We start from the raw sequence: 18,635 nt of genomic DNA, 5'->3' as shown, positions 1-18,635 counted from the left end.
CTTAATTCAGACGGGCGCGCAGCACGCGGAGCATGTTGCCGCCCATCACCTTTGCGATGGTGTCATCGCCCAGACCACGGTTCATAAGCGCCGTCGTTAATGCGGGCAGTTCGGAGGTATCGAACGCCGTTTCAACCGATCCGTCAAAGTCCGATCCCAGCGATACGTGATCCTCACCCACCGCTGCTATCGCAGCGACGATCATGTCTGCGATGCCCTCGGGCGTTATGTCCCCGCAGACCACATCCGCCCAATACCCCATTCCAATCACGCCGCCCGTTCCCGCAATCTGGCGCATCAACGCATCAGGGAAGTTACGTTTGACAGGGCAATGACCGTGGAGCCCGCCGTGGCTGACCACAATCGGCACATCAGTCATGGCCAGAACATCGCGGGCGACTTGTTCGGACGAATGGGCGAGGTCGATGATCCAGCCGTCAGCCACGGCTTTCTGAATCACTTGTTTACCAAATACGGTGAGGCCGTGGTTCCCTGTGCCGTGCAATGACCCGCCGAGTTTGTTGTCGAAGAAGTGCTGTAACCCGATAAGGCGATAGCCCGCAGCGTAAAGTACATCCATATTTGCCAATTCGCCCTCTAGCGGATGCCCACCTTCGATCCCCAAAAGGCCAGCGGTGACCTGTGACCCTGCCGCACGTTCCGCAATCACGGCGTCCAGCTCGGCTTTTGTTGTCACAATATACAGCTGATCCGGAGCGTCTTTGGCAAATGCATGAAGTTTCTCAGACTGGTAGAGAGCACGTTCCAATAGGCTGTTCCACGTGCGCGGCGGCCACAACTGCCCGATGGCCAAGAGCGTGATGTTGTCGAGCGCATCGCTCGAGTTCTCGTCGTAGTTCTGACCTGCAGGGGATTTCGTGACGGCGGTGAACATTTGGACCGCAACATTGCCTTCGGTCAAACGTGGCAGGTCGACTTGGCCATAGTCACCGCGTTCAGTCAGGTCGCGGTTCCATAACAGGCTATCGGCGTGCCAATCTCCAATGATGAGGTTGGCGTGCAGCGCAGCACCTGCATCGGACACAGGGTAGGGGGCGTGTGCGATGACATTGTTACGGGACTTTTCGACGTAGGCTGGCGCGAACGTGAAGAACCCGACCGCACCGACGATGATCAAAATCAGCACGACGGCCAAGAGACGTTTGATGATCCGCAGCATAAGAAAACCCTCCCCCAAGTTGTGGAGGAGGGTGCGTTAGCCAATCCATTCGCGCAAGCGAAACCTCGGGGAAACTGTTAGTCTTCCATGGCTTCTAATTCGTCGATGAAGCCTTCGATCATCGACAGACCTTTGTTCCAGAACGCTGGATCGGACGCATCTAGGCCAAAGGGTTCGAGCAGTTCTTTGTGGTGCTTGGATCCACCCGCAGACAGCATGTCGAAATACTTGTCCTTAAACGCCTCGCCCTGTTCGGTATAAGCTGTATAGAGCGCATTCACGAGGCTATCACCAAAGGCGTAAGCGTAGACGTAGAACGGCGAATGCACAAAGTGCGGGATATACGCCCAGAACGTCTCATATCCTGGCATGAATTCGAAAACAGGGCCGAGGCTCTCGCCCTGAACGCTCATCCAAAGCGCGTTGATATCCTCGGGCGTCAGTTCGCCGTCGCGACGGGCCGCGTGGAGTTTGCATTCGAAGTCGTAGAAAGCGATCTGACGGACGACCGTGTTGATCATGTCCTCGACCTTGCCCGCCAGCATCACTTTGCGTTCGGTATCATCCTTTGCGCCTGCCAGAAGTTTGCGGAAGGTCAGCATTTCGCCAAACACTGATGCGGTTTCCGCAAGTGTTAGGGGCGTGTCTGATAGGAATTCGCCTTGTTTTGCAGCAAGCACCTGATGGACGCCGTGCCCCAGTTCATGAGCCAAAGTCATCACGTCCCGAGGCTTGCCCAGATAGTTCAGCATGACATAGGGGTGCACGGTCGTGACGGTCGGGTGTGCAAATGCACCGGGGGCCTTGCCTGCTTTGACTCCTGCGTCGATCCAGCCCTTGGTAAAGAACGGTTCAGCAATATCGGCCATGCGCGGGTCAAAGGCGCCGTAGGCATCCATGACGATTTTCTCGGCTTCGTCCCATTTGACGGTGCGATCCGCTTCCATCGGCAGAGGCGCATTACGGTCCCAGACCTGCAGTTTTTCGAGGCCCATCCACTTTGCCTTGAGCGCGTAGTAACGATGGGATAGGCGCGGGTAGGCTTCAACAACAGCGGTACGCAGCGCTTCGACCACTTCTGGTTCAACGTGGTTTGACAGGTGCCGCGCCATCTGGGGGCTTTCGAACCCACGCCAGCGATCGTCGATCTCTTTCTCTTTTGCCAGCGTGTTGTGAACGCGGGCAAAGGTTTTGATGTTTTCGCCAAAGACACGCGCCAATTCACGCGCACCTTTCTCGCGCTCGTCGCGGTTTTGATCGGACAGCAGGTCCAGCGTCGCTTCGATGTTTTTCTCTTCACCGTCGATCGTGAATTTCAGGCCTGCGATGGTTTCATCGAACAGTTTGTTCCAAGCGGTTGATCCCACCACAGAGGCATCGTGCAGGTATTTCTCTAACTCATCCGAAAGCTGATAAGGCTTCATCGCGCGCATACGGTCGAGAACAGGTTTATAGCGCGCGAGGTCAGCGTTGGATGCCATAAGCGCGTCGTAATGGGCGTCCTCAATGCGGTTGAACTCAAGGCTCCAGAACACAAGCGGTGTGGTGAAGGTCGTGATTTTGTCCTGACAGTCGGACATGAATTTCGCGCGGCCCGCGTCGGTGGTCAGTTGATAATAACGCAGCCCTGCATAAGACATGATGCGGCCTGCGATCTCGCTAATCTTTTCGTTACGCTGGATGGCGGTCAGTAGTTCGTCTGCGGATAGGGTGGCGAGCTTGCCTTCATAATCGGCAGCGAATGCGGCACATTCCCCTTCGAGCCATGCCATGTCCCGTTTCAATTCCGCGCTATCGTCAGCGGTATAGAGGTCGGTCAGGTCCCATTCAGGCAATTGGCCAAGGTCTTTGCCGCCCGAAGGGTTAGCGTCGAAAACACGGGTCTTTGCGAACATGACGGATCCTTTTCTTTATCTGTTGATCAACAGATAGTCGCGGTGATCGACAGATGAAAGGCTCAGGCAGGTTCGGGGATGTTTGAATCGGTCAGATGTGCGTGAAAATGTGCGGCTAGCAGGGCAAAGGCCGCCTCGCGGATCGCAGGTCGCTCCATCAGAATTTCGTGTTGTGCCCCGTCGAACATATGGAGCATGCCGTTGGCCCAATGCTGCATGATGGCTCTAACTGCGTTGGAATCGACGATCGATTCATCTGTGCCGAGCAGAGTGATCGTCGGGATCGGCGGCGGGGTCATGTCGCCGAGGGCACTCATTTCAACCATCGCCTCGTGGAGCCATTGCATTGTCGGCCCACCCAAGGCCAGATCAGGCATCAATTCCACCTGACGTTTCATGAAGTTGAACATCGATTTATCGGTGGTCAGGCTGTTGCCCTCAAACGGCGCACGGGCGACGTATGTTTCCTCGAGCTGCCCAGGTGCCAAAATGCGCGATAGCCCAATAGGTCGAGCGAGCGAAGTCAGCCCCCACGCAACGGGTTTGATAAAGGGCGCGAATTTGATGCCCCACATAGGTGCAGAGAAAACGGCAGCCTTAACCGGCAGCCTGTTGTGCAAGGCGCGGAGGCCAATGCATCCCCCCATCGAATGAGCCAAGAGAAAGAACGGCTCAGGGCAGGATTGTGCGCGAGCATAGGCAACCACCGCATCAACATCGTGCTGGTAGTCCGAGAATTTCTCCACATGCCCCAATAGGCGGTTCGGTAAGGCGCGGTCTGATAGCCCCTGACCGCGCCAATCTATGGCAATGACGTCGAGCCCCTGATCCAGCAGAAGCCCGGCGTCCTTGCCATATTTTTCAACGTATTCAGTGCGCCCCGGAAATAACAGCACGGTGCCTTTGGACCCGTCGCGGTGCCAATGGCCCACGCGAATCGTGACATCGTCTTTGGTGGTTAACCAAGCGGCGGACCCACCATCAGGGCCTTCCGCTAAATCGTTAAAAAGGGGCGCAATCTGAGACATCTTAAGCGAGCACGCCCGCGAGTTTCATCGCGGTGCCCATATCGCCGTCCACCGACAGTTTGCCTGTCATGAACGCTGTGGTGGCGTTCTCTTCACCATCCAAGATCGCTTTGAACGTTTCTGCAGAAGCGGTGAGAGTCACATCGGTGTCATCGTCGCCTGCGTGAACGCCCGATCCGTCAATAACCAGTGCGCCCTCGCCTTCGATGATAAATTTCGCCGAACCGTCAAAGCCTTCATATCCCAGTTTTTCGGTCAGGGCTGCTACGGCCTCGGTCACGATATCGCTCATATTAATACCTTTCGTCGATGTGTTCACGCCGCCACTGGCGGACGGCGGTGTTTCCGCTACAGTATTGTTATGAGCGTATTGAAACAGTCTAGCAAACTTACCGTTGCGGCACTGATGGTTGCAGTGGGGATTTCCGGACCCGCTAGGGCGGATTCGGCGGTCGTGGATGATTTGTTCGAACAGCTTCAGGACGCTGATCCGTCAGATTGGTCCCGAATTGAGGGTCAAATCTACGAGGAATGGAGCAAGAGCGGCTCTGCCACGATTGATTTGCTGGTGCGGCGGGGCAGTGCTGCGATTGAGGCGGGCGATTTTGCAGCCGCGATTGAACATTTCACAGCGGCCATTGACCATGATCCGACCTTTGCTGAGGCATATAATGGTCGCGCGACGGCTTATTATTTGACGAACCAGATCGGTCCCTCACTCGATGATATTCGCGAGACGCTCGTTCTTAACCCACGTCACTTTGGGGCGATGAGCGGGTTTGCGGTCATCCTCGAAGAACTCGACCGCCCCAAAGAGGCACTTGAGGTCTATGAGCAGATTCTTGATCTGGTCCCCGCCGCTACAAATGTGCAAGAAGCCATTGAGCGATTGAAACTCGACCTTGAAGGACAGACCCTCTGACCTTCCGCACCGCCGGGGATGCACATGACGACGCCTTCGCGCATCACGGCCGTTTTAGGCCCCACCAACACGGGTAAAACGCATTACGCGATTGAACGGATGTTGGCCTATCCGACAGGGATCATCGGCCTGCCGCTACGCCTTTTGGCGCGCGAGGTCTATGATCGGATCGTTGAAAAACGCGGTGCGATGGTGGTGGCATTGATCACGGGCGAGGAGCGTATCGTGCCGCCCCGCGCCAAATATTGGGTCTGCACCGTCGAAGCGATGCCCCCCGGGATGGGCTGTGATTTTCTGGCGGTTGATGAGATCCAGCTTTGCTCTGATCCTGAACGCGGCCACGTCTTCACTGACCGTTTGATGAACGCCCGTGGGTTGAAAGAGACTGTTTTCCTTGGCTCGGAAACCATGCGCAACGCGATTGCCGCCATGGTGCCTGATGCGCAGTTCATGAAAAAGGACCGTTTTTCGACCCTTACCTACGCAGGTTCGAAAAAGATAAGTCGGATGCCGGCAAGAACTGCGATTGTCGGGTTTTCGGTCGAAAATGTGTATGCGATTGCTGAGCTTCTTCGCAGAACTAAAGGCGGTGCCGCTGTTGTCATGGGCGCGCTGTCGCCGCGAACCAGAAACGCTCAGGTTGAAATGTATCAGAACGGGGACGTGGACTACCTTGTTGCCACTGATGCGATCGGTATGGGTCTGAACCTCGATATTAATCATGTCGCTTTCTCTGCTCTCACAAAGTTCGACGGGCAGCGTATGCGGTATCTCGAACCTGACGAGTTGGCGCAAATCGCGGGACGCGCTGGTCGCCACATGACGGATGGCACCTTTGGCGTGACGGGAGAGGCGCATGATCTCGATGATGAGGTCGTCAAAGCGATTGAGAACCACCAGTTCCGCCCGATCAAGAAACTGCAGTGGCGGAATGGGCGGCTTCAGTTTGGATCGGTGACACGGTTGATCCAGACACTCGAACAGCGCACCGACGATCCTTGGCTGACGCGGGTGCGGGAATCAGATGACCTCGCCGCGCTGCGAAACCTGTCGCAGGACGCCGAAGTTGTAGCACGAGCGACCGATGGGCCGTCCGTTCAATTGTTGTGGGACGTCTGCCGCATTCCCGATTTCCGCGGAATTTCGCGCAATGAACATGCGAACCTGTTGCGCGAGATCTTCAACTTTCTTCACCAGCATGGACAGGTGCCTGATGATTGGTTTGCGAGGCAAGTGAAGCGCATTGATCGGACAGACGGGGACATTGACACTCTGTCAAAACGATTGGCCTATATCCGCACTTGGACTTATGTGGCGCAACGCCGCGAGTGGCTGAGGGACGAAACCCATTGGCGTGACGCGACTCGCGCTGTAGAAGACCGACTATCTGACGCGTTGCACGACGCGTTAACGCAAAGATTTGTGGACCGGCGGACCAGCGTATTGCTTCGCCGGCTCAAGCAGAAGGAGGGCCTTGTGGCCGAAGTAAACGATCAGGGTGAAGTAACTGTTGGCGGTGAATACGTCGGCAAGTTGGAAGGCTTCCGTTTCCGTATGGACAAAACTGGCAGCCCAGACGAGGCCAAGACCCTGCGTCAGGCGTCGGTTCAGGCATTGGCACCGCAGTTCCATCTGCGCGCAGACCGTTTCTACAACGCGCCGGACACCGAAATTGATTACACCGAACAGGGTGGGCTGATGTGGGGTGAACACGCGGTTGGTAAACTGGTCGCGACCCAAGACGCGATGAAGCCGCAGGTCGTTGCCTTTGTTGACGAAGAAGCTGGCGATGACGTGGCCCAAAAGGTTCAGCGTCGTCTGCAACACTTCATCGACCGTAAGATCGCTGCGCTGTTCGAACCTATGCTGAACATGCAGCGTGACGAGGCCCTGTCTGGTATGGCCAAAGGCTTTGCGTTCCGTCTGGCCGAAGGTTTCGGTATTTTGCCTCGTGGCGAAGTTGCTGATGACGTTAAGCAACTCGACCAAGATGCCCGTGGCGCGCTGCGTAAACACGGCGTTCGCTTTGGTCAGTTCACCATTTTCATGCCGCTTTTGCTGAAACCTGCGCCGACACGTCTGCGTCTGGTTCTCTGGTCGCTGGCAAACAAACTCGATGAATTCCCCGAAGCTCCGCCTCCGGGTTTGGTGACTGTTCCTGCGTCCAAAGACGCGGAGCCGGGTTACTACGCGATGGCGGGCTATCGTGCTGCTGGCGAACGCGCTGTGCGTATCGACATGCTGGAACGTCTCGCGGACATGCTGCGCGATAAAGACAGCCGTGGCGGGTTCGAAGCGAACCCTGACATGCTGTCGATCACGGGTATGACACTCGAACAGTTCGCTGACCTGATGCAAGGTCTCGGCTACAAGGCCGAACGTGGTGAGCGTGCAAAGGTAAAAGCGTCCGACGCCGCAAAGCCCGAAGCCGAAGCGACCGAAGAAGCTGTTGCTGAGGTTGCCGAGACCCCAGCAGAGGTTGCGCCCGAGGAAATGGAAGTCTTCTTCACATTTACTTGGGGTGGTCGCCCAGCTGGCGCACGTCGTCAGGGCGGTAAACCGCAGGGCCAGCAAGGCAAGCCGCGCCGCGAAGGTGGCAAAGGTGGCCCGAAAGGCAAGGGCGGCAAAGGTGGCAACAAGCCTCAGTCGTTCGAAGCGAAACCTCGCAAAGAAAAACAGATCGACCCGAACAACCCGTTCGCGGCCGCACTGTCGGGCTTTAAGGCCAAGTAAGGCGTGGACGATCCGCGGCCCACTATCCGCATCGACAAATGGCTCTGGCATGCGCGTTTTTTCAAGACGCGCACGCTAGCTGCCGATGTGGTCAAACAGGGCAAGGTGCGGATCGACAGCCAACCCATTTCCAAACCAGCGCGCATGGTCGGTCCAGACAACGTTCTGACCTTTGCCCAAGGGCACGATATCCGCGTTGTTCGAATCCTTGCGATCGGAGAACGGCGCGGTCCAGCCCCCGAAGCGCAGGCGCTCTATGAAGATTTGGCGCCGATCACCAAAGACACATCAGAAAAAGCTCCCAAAAATCCCGCATTTGATGGGAAAGGACGCCCTGGAAAACGCGAGAGACGGAACATGGCGTCGCATCTGAGCCCTGACGATCCATTCGCGCTTGAATGATTGGGCAGGGCGGTCTAGCAAGGCGCCCGAACATCATAGGACCGATCCATGACCTACGTCGTTACGGAAAACTGCATTGCCTGCAAATACACAGACTGCGTTGAAGTCTGCCCAGTAGACTGTTTCTACGAAGGCGAGAATTTCCTCGTCATCCATCCCGATGAATGCATCGATTGCGGCGTTTGCGAGCCGGAGTGCCCTGCAGACGCAATCCGTCCGGACACTGAGCCGGATATGGAAAAATGGGTTGAATTCAACCGCAAGTATTCGGAAATTTGGCCTGTTATCACGGCCAAGAAAGACCCGATGCCGACCGCAGAAGAGATGGACGGCAAGCCCGGCAAGATGGAACTCTTCTCTGAGGCTCCTGGCGAAGGCAACTGATCTGATTCGACTGAGTTGATTCGAGGCGATTCTGTCCACGCGATAGAATCGCCTTGTTTTATATGGGGCTAGGCGGTTTGCCCCTGCTGCGGTGCGGCGCTTCCAAGAAGTCGGATTTTGTGATATAAGTTTTACAAATGCTGCCGGAAAACTGACCCATCCCTATATCCAACTTACCCCGACGGAGGCCTTTGCCCCGCCGGCTTTTGTGACTGTTTGGGGTCGGCCCATAGGAAGGACGAAAATGACTAAATCCAAGAAGAACGACTTCAGCCCGAACGAATTTGTGGTCTATCCCGCTCATGGCGTTGGCCAGATCGTGAACATCGAAAAGCAGGAAGTCGCTGGGTTCGAACTCGAAATGTTCGTGATTTCCTTCGAAAAAGACAAAATGACTCTTCGCGTGCCGACAAACAAGGCAACCGAAGTGGGGATGCGTAGCCTTTCGTCGCCTGACGTTGTCGCTCATGCGATGAAAACCCTGAAGGGTAAAGCGAAGGTGAAGAAAGCGATGTGGTCGCGTCGCGCTCAGGAATACGAACAGAAGATCAACTCTGGCGATTTGATCGCGATTGCTGAGGTTGTTCGTGACCTGCACCGCGCAGACGATCAGCGCGAGCAGTCCTATTCTGAGCGTCAGCTGTACGAAGCTGCGCTCGAGCGCCTGACCCGCGAAATCGCGGCTGTCGGTGGTCACAACGAGCAAGACGCTGCGAAAGAAATCGATAGCGTTCTGGTTGGTCGCGCCGCCTGATCCGGTGATATTTTGATGATGGAAGAGCCGCGCAAATTGCGCGGCTTTTTCGTTTTTAACTCATGGGGGCGCTGCCCCCAAATCCCCCGAGATATTTACGGCACAAAGGTAGGTTAAAAGAGGCTGCCTTGTTCTGGTGGTCTTGGCTTCTTGGCCTTGGGGGCAGCTTTTGGGGTGTCGTCGAGCGTGATCCGTCCGTCCGCGAACTGGATTTCGAGTGCGTTGGCGGACTTCGCTTCTTTGGTTGTTGTGATGACTTTGTCGCCGTCGCGGATCACGGCGTAGCCCCGTTGTAGCGTAGATTCGTAGCCGAGGGTCAGGCGCAGGCGGTCCAATGCGATTAGCTTTGCCTTGCGATCTGCGAAATCGCGGTTCGCGTGGTCTGTCAGTCGGCGGGCAAGCGGGATGAGGCGTTCCGATAAAAGGGCTGTTTTCTCTTTCAGAGCAGAGGGGCGGATACGGCTGGTCAATGCCGTGAAATCACGGCGCTGCTGACGTGTTCCGCGAGACAGTGCAGGTGCCAGTCGAGCCGAACGATCATAGAGGCGGCGGTTTTGTTCAGCGATCCGGCTTGTCAGGACTGACGGGCGGAGATGACCTGAAGCCTCGGTCAAATTGAGGCGCTTTTGGCTGGTGAAGTCCCGCAACGCGTTGTCGAGTTTGTCGGACAGGATATCCAACCGCTGGCTCGGCCCTTCGAGAAGCTCGGTCGCTTTTGGCATGGCGCGGGACAGGTCAGACAAGCGTTGTTGGCGCAACGTGACGGCTTGCGTTCCCGAACGGGTGAGGCGCATTCCCTGATTTTCGACCCAGTTCAAAAGTTCTAGGCGCACAGGTACAGCCAATTCAGCCGCGGCCGTCGGGGTTGGCGCGCGCATGTCCGAAGCATAGTCGATCAGCGTCGTGTCAGTTTCGTGGCCCACAGCAGAGATCAATGGGATCTGGCTCGCGGCTGCGGCGCGAACAACGATTTCCTCGTTAAAGCCCCAAAGGTCTTCGATACTGCCACCACCGCGGGCGACGATGATGACGTCTGGTCGGGGGAGTGCGCCACCCGGTGTCATGTGGTTGAACCCTTCGATGGCTTGGGCGACCTGAAGGGCGCAGTCCTTGCCTTGGACGGCGACAGGCCAAACGAGCACTTTGCGCGGGAAACGATCCCGCAGACGATGGAGGATATCGCGGATGACTGCGCCAGTCGGAGACGTGACAACGCCGATGACTTCGGGCAGGTAGGGAAGGGGGCGTTTGCGTTCAGTCGCGAACAGCCCTTCAGCAGCGAGCGCTGCTTTGCGTTTTTCCAACATCGCCATAAGCGCACCAGCACCCGCAGGGCGAATGTCTTCGACGTTGAGCTGGTATTTCGATTGCGGCCCAAAGGTCGTCAGGCGGCCAGTGGCGACAACCTCCATCCCTTCTTCGGGCATGTGGGATAGCTTGGAAACTTGGCCTTTCCAGCTGACCGAGGCGATAACGCTACGATCATCTTTGAGGTCGAAATACATGTGACCCGTGCGGGCAATGACCACGCGGCCAACCTCGCCTTTGACACGGACGTTGCCAAATTCACCTTCGAGCGTGCGTTTGATCGCCCCAGAAATTTCCGAGACGGAAAATTCATGTGCGTTGTCGTTCGGCTCTTCGAAAAGGTCCATCTGCTCGCCCTTGTTATATTCGTCCTGCAACCTTAGAACGCCCGCAAGCAAAGGCCAAGCGGAGGGCGCAATGAACATCCTAATTTTGGGTAGTGGTGGACGTGAACATAGTCTTGCTTGGGCTGTGAAGCAGAACCCGAAATGTGATCGACTGATCGTTGCGCCAGGGAACGCTGGTATTGCGCAAATCGCCGAATGTGCGGCAATCGACATTCTGGATGGCGATGTTGTTGCGACCTTCGCCGAAGAGAACGCGATTGATTTTGTTATCATCGGGCCTGAGGCACCTTTGGCCGCCGGTGTCGCTGACCGCCTACGCGAGGCTGGACTAAAGGTGTTTGGTCCGTCCAAGGCTGCTGCACAATTGGAAGCGTCTAAAGCCTTTACCAAAGCAATCTGTGATGCGGCGAATGCACCGACGGCGGCTTATGCGCGCTTTACCTCGGCGGACCCAGCGAAAGACTACATCCGCGAACAGGGCGCGCCGATCGTGGTTAAGGCCGACGGTCTAGCGGCGGGCAAAGGCGTGATCGTTGCGATGAACGAACAAGACGCGCTGGATGCCATCGACGATATGTTCGGTGGTGAGTTCGGTGACGCTGGCGCTGAGGTCGTGATCGAAGAGTTTATGGACGGTGAAGAGGCGTCCTACTTTCTCCTCGTGGATGGTGAAAACGTGCTGCCGATTGGTACCGCCCAAGACCACAAACGTGTGGGTGACGGCGACACTGGTCCGAACACGGGCGGGATGGGGGCGTATTCGCCTGCGCCTGTTTTGTCCGATGAGGTTGCCGCGAAAGCTCTGAACGAAATCGTTATTCCGACCATGAAAGCGATGAAAGATCAGGGCATGCCCTATCAAGGCGTCCTCTATGCGGGTCTGATGATCAAAGACGGGCAACCTCGACTGGTTGAATACAACTGCCGGTTCGGTGACCCTGAATGTCAGGTTCTGATGATGCGCTTAGGTGGTCAGGCTCTTGACCTGATGCTTGCCTGCTCTGAGGGCCGTTTGAACGAAGTTCAGGCGCAATGGGCCGATGATCACGCGCTCACCGTCGTAATGGCGTCGAACGGCTATCCGGGCGCCTATCAGAAAGGTACCATGATTAAGGGTCTGGGCGACTTGCCTGAAACTAGCAGCGAATATTGCTTCCACGCGGGCACCGCCGAAAAAGACGGCGCGATTGTTGCGACGGGTGGGCGTGTTCTGAACGTAACCGCACGTGGTGCGACCTTGGCTGAGGCCCGCGCGCGCGCCTATGCGATGGTAGAGCAGATCGACTGGGTCGAAGGTTTCTATCGTAGCGATATCGGCTGGCGGGCACTCTGAAATATCAATCTCAAGCGAGGTTGAAGTCAGCCTCGCTTGGTACTTGAAGCCCTTGTTTTGGCGGGCCAAGCGGGTCGTTGAGCGCCGCAACCACGGCCTCGGCTAGAAACGCGCCAGCGCGTGCGACATCTTCGCGTAGGGTGAGGATGTTGGGGTTGCAGAACCTTAGGATCGACGTTGCCTCTTTGCCAAAGATGTCGACGTGTCGTCCTGCCTCTTTGGCACCTGCGGCGGCGGCCATTGCTGCAACACCCGATGCGGTTATCAACGCATCGACTTCTGGGTTGTCCTTCAGCCGTAGTGCAATCGCAGCTCGAATTTCGTTAATCCGTGCGTCGCTATCGACATCATCCAAAACTGTCAACGAGACGCCGCATTCTGTGGCAGCGGCCAAGGCCCCGTCTATCATGTGAGTTGCGTAAAGCTGGTCCCGTTTCGGCGCGAGGAGTGCGATGCATTTGCGCCCACGCGCTGCCAAGTGACGAACGGCAAAGTCCCCAAATGCCGCGTTGTCATAGTCGAAGTAGGCATGACGGTCGGACATATTGGTGCGTCCGTGCGTGGCAAAGGGAAATTGCTTCTCCAATAGATAAGCGACACGAGGATCGTCCGCTTGGGTTCTGTTTAGGATTACCGCATCCGCCAGCCTATTCTCGACGATCTGCCGAATGGGCTTCATCGGGTCATCGTCCGGTAGATAAGGCGTAACGTTTAGGTGATAAGGTGTCTCTCGCAAGGTGCGGGCGATTGATCCGATAAGCTGTGCGGTATGGGGCATCAGTTCGGAATCTGGCGCGAGGATCAGGCTGATCACCAGCGTTTTGCCTGTCCGCAGTCGAACCCCAGCACGATTGGGCACATAGCCAATCTCTGCGGCGATTTCTCGGATCTTTTTCTTTGTTTTTTCGCTGATGTCGTGCGCATCACTGAGAGCACGTGACACCGTTGGGATCGCCAATCCGCTTAGTTTTGAAATCGTTTTGAGTGTGGGTTTCCCTGTGACCTGCGCGGCATTCGTGTCGGTGTTCTTTCGCGCGTCGGTCATGTTTCAAAGGTTCCTTTTATTCCTATTGTTGGACCCTACATAAACGTTATAGAAAAATCTATAACGTTTTAGATTTTAGAATCCCGCTAAAGGAGCACCTGAAATGGCGACCCAATCGATTGAAGCTATCGTGGACGAGATGACGCTTGAAGAACAAGTCGCCATTCTGGCGGGGGCAGATTTTTGGTCAACGCCAGAGAACCAACGCCTCGGCATTGCAAAGATGCGCGTCACCGATGGCCCTAATGGAGCGCGCGGGGGCGGATCGTTGTTCGGTGGCGTTACAGCCGCAGCTTTCCCTGTCGGTATCGCGATTGGCGCCTCGTGGGACCCTGAATTGGCCGAACAGATTGGCAGCGCCATTGCGGATGAGGTGAAATCAAAATGTGCGCATGTCGCTTTGGCCCCTACGATTAACCTACATCGTGGGGTGACCAACGGGCGAAATTTCGAATGTTATTCTGAGGACCCCGAACTGACCTCGGCTCTCGCGGTCGGGTATATTCGTGGTCTGCAGTCCAAGGGTGTCGCCGCATCACCCAAGCATTTCGCCGGCAACGAAAGCGAGATTGAGCGCACGACCATCAGTTCCGATATCGACGAGCGCACCATGCGCGAGCTTTATCTGCGCCCGTTCGAGGATGCTGTGAAAAAGGCGGGCACTTGGGCGATTATGTCGTCCTACAACCGTTTGAACGGCACCTACACTGCTGAAAACGAATGGCTGCTCACCGATGTGCTGCGCAAAGAGTGGGGTTACGACGGCATCGTCATGTCTGACTGGTTTGGGTCGCGTAGCACCGCGCCGACCGTCAACGCGGGGCTCGATCTAGAAATGCCTGGTCCAACTCGTGATCGTGGTGACAAACTAGTGGCTGCCGTTCATTCGGGTGAGGTGAGCCGTGAAACAGTGCGCTCTGCGGCCCTGAACATGCTGCGTCTTATGGAGCGGGTGGGTAGCCTCAACGACACGACCCCGTTCAGAGAACGCGCGGATGATCTGCCCGAACACCGCGCCTTGATCCGTAAGGCGGGGGCGGAAGGCATGGTTATGCTCAAAAACGATGGTGTTTTACCGCTATCGCCCGAGGCTAAGGTCGCTTTGATCGGTCCGAACGCCAAAGAGGTTAAGATCATGGGGGGCGGCTCTGCCCAGTTGAACCCGCACTATATGGTGTCGCCCTTTGATGCGCTTCTGGCCCGCATTGGGGTTGAAAACCTCAGCTTTGCCAAGGGCTGCACCAATCACCGTTGGGAACCGATCCTGACGGGTGATTTCGAACTTTCGTTCTATCGTGGTCACGACCTCACTTCTGAACCCGCCCATACTCAATCGATGGATAGTGTGAATGCCTTCTGGGTCCCGCCCTTCGCGGGCGGTCAGGTCGATCCGACCAACTTTGCGGCTAAAATTACGGGCACTTATACGCCGACCACATCGGGTATCCATCATATCGGTGCACATGCTGCGGGCTATGCGCGCGTCTACGTTGATGACGAGTTGATCGTGGATTGCTGGGAAGATGCATGGACCAAAGGGCGCACTTTCTTTGAAGAAGGGAACGATGAAGTCGTCGGTGCGGTCGAGCTAACGGCGGGTCGCGCCCATGACATTCGGATCGAGTTCCGTTCGAAAACGCCTGACAACCTGAACCATTCTGCGTTGCGTGTCGGTATTTCTGTGCCGATGACCGAGGCTGATATCGCGCAGGCGGCTGAGATTGCAGCGCAGGCCGATGTGGCTGTTGTTGTGATCGGGCGTTCGGGCGAATGGGATACCGAAGGTTGGGATATGGAGGATATCCACCTTCCTGGTCGTCAGAATGAATTGGTCGCTGCGGTAACGGCAGCCAATCCGAATACGGTTGTGGTTCTGCAGACGGGTGGGCCGGTTGAGATGCCTTGGGTCTCTGATGTCGCAGCGATTTTGCAAGCGTGGTATGGTGGGCAAGAGGCGGGGAACTCTATTGTTGATGTTCTCTATGGGGACGCGGAGCCCGCAGGGCGTTTGCCCCAGACCTTCCCAATCAAGCTGTCGGATAATCCAGCCCATTCGCAAGATCCTGAAATCTATCCCGGTCTTGATGGCCATGTTCGATACGCCGAAGGGGTGATGACTGGATACCGCCACTACGAAAAACACGGTATCGCACCGATGTTCCCGTTCGGCTTTGGCATGTCTTACACGGACTTTGATCTTGGACAGATGGACCTGTCAGACGACGGTGACGACGTCATTTGCACGATCCCTGTCACCAATACTGGGGCGCGGTGCGGTTCAACGGTGGTGCAGGTCTACGTTGGTGATCTTGAAGCCTCGGTCGAGCGGCCAGCGCGAGAATTGAAAGCCTTTGCGAAAGTTACCTTAGACGCAGGTGAAACCAAGATCGTTCGGATGACACTGCAGCCAAGGGCCTTTGCGTTCTTTGACGTGACCGCGGGGCAATGGCGCATTGAGGCGGGCAGCTTTACCGTTGAAGCGGGTTTTTCTGCTGCAGATATCCGTAGCGTGGCGACTGTTCTGCGCGATGATGCGCTGATCCCTGTCTGATCACATACCAAAGTTATCGCAAATCAATTCACGGGCCACGGGCGAGAGTTCATAGACAACCGTGCCCGTGGCGGTATCGATGTCATTCATAAAGACGGCCATGAGACGCCCGTCCATGTCGTAGTAGGTCCAGCATTGGGGTGTGGGGTCAAAGTCGTAGACGAAACAAATCTCGCCGTTCTCTTCGTGCCAATTCCCCGGCTCGCAGGTGTTGTCTCCCCAACTCCATAAAACGCGGCGGTCGGGGAGGTAGCGTTCTAAGCCATAGGGCGTTTCGCCGTCATATCCAAAGTCGAGCGTCTTGCCTTCGACGCGTGCTTCGAATTCGTCGGCTGTCAGGGCTGTTTGTGCCGAAACGGGCAGGGCGCAGAGGGCGAGGATGAGTGTGATGATCCGCATGATGGGAGTGTCCCCTGTTTTCCGTCTACGCTCAATTCAGGTTTTGGTGACCGAACGCCATTTTGCTGCGCGTGGGTCCATGATCTTGCGCCAGAACCGTGGATACAGCGCGACGCAGGCCATAACGGGGAGCGATCGCGGCAGCATAGGATTTTCACCCAGCTCCAACGCAGGGTAAGGTCGGGCAGGGTGCGCGTGATGGTCCGAATGCCGCGGGGCATTCAGCATAAGAGCTGATGAAAACCAATGCGGACTGTTCCAGCTGTGACGACCTGCGACAGGTTCAGCTTTACCATCCTCGGCCACATAGCGTTGGAGGCCGTAGTGCTGAACATAGTCCGACATCAGCAACTGCACTTGGGCAAAACCAGCGATCGCGAGATACCAGAGGAGTCCAATCCTGCCGCCAATCAAATAAGCTGCGCAGATCATCAAAATCGCCCCACCGATGTAGGTGATGTAGGGATGCAGCCACCAGGCCCGCCCCGCACGTTTCAACCGCTCTGATTCCGCCTTGAGGCCTGCATGGAAGGACCCGATCCATGCACGAGGGGCAAATCGGTAGAAACTTTCACCTTTGCGAGCGGAATTGGGGTCAGACTTTGTCGCGACAAAGCGGTGGTGGATTAGCACATGGGCAGAGGTGTGATGGCCAAAGAGAACAGAGATATAGGCCCACATGCCCAAGTTATGTAGAAAACGGCTGCCGCGATGGATCAGTTCGTGGGCGTTAGAATTGCCGACCTGCCCGAGGTACAGTCCAGTGGCGACAAATACTCCGACCTTTTCCCAGCTGTTTAAGCCGTGTCCCATCCCGTAAGTGACTGCACCCAATAAACAAAACTGACCGATGGCAATTACGGCTGATAAACGATCTGCCACCGGAAATTCCGCCTCGGGAACGGTTGGGGTGATCCGTTTCACCAATTCGTCCAGAGATGCGGTCATCAGGGTCATGTAAAGCGGCGCTAAAACGGCCCACCATCCGCCCGTCAGTGCAGCAAGCACGATCAGGGGCAGGGGTGTCAGTGTCGCAATCGTAAAAAGCGTCATTGGGCGCATGGGACTCTCCTGTTGGTGCAGTGATATGCCCCCTAATCGCGACTGACCAGTGGTGCAGGTCTTTCCATCGCCCTCCGTTGCCATTAGGTGATGGTAAAACCGGTTCAGGGCTTGCTTATGTCGTTCTTCAAGAAACTTCGTGACCGTTTGACCAAATCTTCGTCGAAAATCGATGAAGGGCTGGAGGCTATTGTCGAAGAGGCAGAGGTTGATCTGCCTCCCGAGGAAGAGCACGAGCCTATCGTTGAAGAGATGGTCGAAGAGCCGTTTGTTGACGTTGAGGACGACGATGAAGACGAGCTTGAGGCAGATATTGAGCATGAAGTTGCCCCTGCGCCTGTCGTTCCGGTTCAGCTAACCGTCACGCCGATGCCGATGATCGAAGACGCGCCCGCCGATGAAACCGCGAAGCCAGGCATCTTAGGTCGTATGCTCGGGCGTAAGCCCGATGCGCCGCGTCGGACGCTCGACGACGACATGCTCGAACAGCTCGAAGAGTTGTTGATCGCCGCTGACATGGGGGTCGATACCGCGCTCCGCGTCACGTCGAGCATGGCCGAAGGGCGGATGGGCAAAAAGCTATCCGTCGACGAGATCAAACAGCTTCTCGCCGATGAAGTGACCCGCATCATGGAGCCAGTGGCGCGTCCCCTGCCGATCTATGCGAAGAAACCGCAGGTCGTATTAGTGGTCGGTGTGAATGGGTCGGGCAAAACCACGACCATCGGAAAATTGGCGAGCCAGTTTAAGGCTGCAGGTAAATCCGTGGTGATCGCGGCTGGCGATACGTTCCGCGCTGCGGCCGTAGAACAATTGCAGGTCTGGGGGCAGCGCGCTGGCGTGCCAGTCTTGACCGCGCCCGAAGGGTCTGACCCTGCGAGCCTTGCTTTTGACGCGATGACAAAGGCTCACGAGGATGGCGCTGATCTGCTGATGATCGATACGGCGGGTCGTTTGCAGAACCGTCAGGATTTGATGGAAGAGCTGTCGAAAATCGTTCGCGTGATCCGCAAGAAAGACCCCGATGCGCCGCATAACACGCTGCTGGTGTTGGATGCGACGACTGGGCAAAACGCGATCATGCAGGTCGATGCGTTCCAGAAATTGGCGGATGTATCGGGCCTCGTTATGACAAAACTCGACGGCACGGCCAAAGGCGGTGTTCTGGTCGCGCTCGCTGACAAATTCGGTCTGCCGATCCATGCGATTGGTGTGGGTGAACAGATCGACGACCTTGCGCCCTTCGATCCCGAAGATTTTGCCAAAGCGCTGGTTGGTCTGAACTAAATGCC

General features: G+C 56.3%; 16 protein-coding genes. 8 read left to right on the top strand and 8 right to left on the bottom strand.

Features of this window, described 5'->3' with window-relative positions:
- Position 1: 1 nt before the first annotated feature.
- From BSK21_RS09945 to BSK21_RS09930, 4 genes are all read right to left on the bottom strand, one after another.
- Positions 2–1,180, bottom strand: a complete 1,179-nt coding sequence (locus tag BSK21_RS09945; protein ID WP_067551086.1) for a dipeptidase — start codon at positions 1,178–1,180, stop codon at positions 2–4.
- 77 nt (positions 1,181–1,257) lie between these two features.
- Positions 1,258–3,075, bottom strand: coding sequence for a M3 family oligoendopeptidase (locus tag BSK21_RS09940; RefSeq protein WP_067551083.1), 1,818 nt, complete (start codon positions 3,073–3,075; stop codon positions 1,258–1,260).
- Between the two features lie 62 nt (positions 3,076–3,137).
- The gene (locus BSK21_RS09935; RefSeq protein ID WP_074039019.1) at positions 3,138–4,103 is read right to left on the bottom strand and encodes an alpha/beta fold hydrolase; all 966 of its coding nucleotides are present in this window, start codon (positions 4,101–4,103) and stop codon (positions 3,138–3,140) included.
- 1 nt (position 4,104) lies between these two features.
- Entirely contained in the window at positions 4,105–4,395 is a 291-nt protein-coding gene (locus BSK21_RS09930) for an SCP2 sterol-binding domain-containing protein (RefSeq protein ID WP_067551080.1), read from the bottom strand.
- A 69-nt stretch (positions 4,396–4,464) separates the two neighbouring features.
- On the opposite strand from BSK21_RS09930, the gene BSK21_RS09925 reads away from it, so the two are divergent.
- The 5 genes from BSK21_RS09925 (at position 4,465) to BSK21_RS09905 (ending at position 9,298) form a co-directional block, all read left to right on the top strand.
- The gene (locus tag BSK21_RS09925) at positions 4,465–5,025 is read left to right on the top strand and encodes a tetratricopeptide repeat protein (protein ID WP_067551077.1); all 561 of its coding nucleotides are present in this window, start codon (positions 4,465–4,467) and stop codon (positions 5,023–5,025) included.
- Between the two features lie 24 nt (positions 5,026–5,049).
- Entirely contained in the window at positions 5,050–7,758 is a 2,709-nt protein-coding gene (locus tag BSK21_RS09920; RefSeq protein WP_067551644.1) for a helicase-related protein, read from the top strand.
- 3 nt (positions 7,759–7,761) lie between these two features.
- Positions 7,762–8,160, top strand: a complete 399-nt coding sequence (locus tag BSK21_RS09915; protein WP_067551074.1) for an RNA-binding S4 domain-containing protein — start codon at positions 7,762–7,764, stop codon at positions 8,158–8,160.
- Between the two features lie 48 nt (positions 8,161–8,208).
- On the top strand, positions 8,209–8,544 hold the full coding sequence (gene fdxA / locus BSK21_RS09910) for a ferredoxin FdxA (protein WP_067551071.1): 336 nt from the start codon (positions 8,209–8,211) through the stop codon (positions 8,542–8,544).
- Between the two features lie 244 nt (positions 8,545–8,788).
- Positions 8,789–9,298 (top strand): CarD family transcriptional regulator, encoded by a 510-nt coding sequence (locus tag BSK21_RS09905; RefSeq protein WP_067551068.1) that lies wholly within the window; start codon positions 8,789–8,791, stop codon positions 9,296–9,298.
- Between the two features lie 113 nt (positions 9,299–9,411).
- On the opposite strand, the gene xseA is transcribed toward BSK21_RS09905, so the two are convergent.
- The gene (gene xseA, locus BSK21_RS09900; RefSeq protein WP_067551065.1) at positions 9,412–10,953 is read right to left on the bottom strand and encodes an exodeoxyribonuclease VII large subunit; all 1,542 of its coding nucleotides are present in this window, start codon (positions 10,951–10,953) and stop codon (positions 9,412–9,414) included.
- Positions 10,954–11,023: 70 nt separating this feature from the next.
- On the opposite strand from xseA, the gene purD reads away from it, so the two are divergent.
- Complete coding sequence (gene purD, locus BSK21_RS09895; RefSeq protein WP_067551062.1) at positions 11,024–12,286, top strand: phosphoribosylamine--glycine ligase; 1,263 nt, start codon at positions 11,024–11,026, stop codon at positions 12,284–12,286.
- A gap of 10 nt (positions 12,287–12,296) precedes the next feature.
- On the opposite strand, the gene BSK21_RS09890 is transcribed toward purD, so the two are convergent.
- On the bottom strand, positions 12,297–13,331 hold the full coding sequence (locus BSK21_RS09890; protein ID WP_067551059.1) for a LacI family transcriptional regulator: 1,035 nt from the start codon (positions 13,329–13,331) through the stop codon (positions 12,297–12,299).
- A gap of 103 nt (positions 13,332–13,434) precedes the next feature.
- Between BSK21_RS09890 and BSK21_RS09885 the strand changes: the two genes are divergently transcribed.
- Entirely contained in the window at positions 13,435–15,882 is a 2,448-nt protein-coding gene (locus BSK21_RS09885; RefSeq protein ID WP_067551057.1) for a glycoside hydrolase family 3 protein, read from the top strand.
- On the opposite strand, the gene BSK21_RS09880 is transcribed toward BSK21_RS09885, so the two are convergent.
- Complete coding sequence (locus BSK21_RS09880) at positions 15,883–16,281, bottom strand: hypothetical protein (protein WP_067551054.1); 399 nt, start codon at positions 16,279–16,281, stop codon at positions 15,883–15,885.
- A 36-nt stretch (positions 16,282–16,317) separates the two neighbouring features.
- The gene (locus BSK21_RS09875) at positions 16,318–17,343 is read right to left on the bottom strand and encodes an alkane 1-monooxygenase (protein ID WP_156529606.1); all 1,026 of its coding nucleotides are present in this window, start codon (positions 17,341–17,343) and stop codon (positions 16,318–16,320) included.
- Between the two features lie 117 nt (positions 17,344–17,460).
- On the opposite strand from BSK21_RS09875, the gene ftsY reads away from it, so the two are divergent.
- Positions 17,461–18,630, top strand: coding sequence for a signal recognition particle-docking protein FtsY (ftsY, locus tag BSK21_RS09870; RefSeq protein ID WP_067551051.1), 1,170 nt, complete (start codon positions 17,461–17,463; stop codon positions 18,628–18,630).
- The last annotated feature ends 5 nt before the right edge of the window (positions 18,631–18,635 follow it).

The organism is Marivivens sp. JLT3646 (genome assembly GCF_001908835.1).
GTDB classification, from domain to species: Bacteria; Pseudomonadota; Alphaproteobacteria; order Rhodobacterales; family Rhodobacteraceae; genus Marivivens; species Marivivens geojensis.
This window is presented reverse-complemented; position numbering and strand designations above follow the sequence as displayed.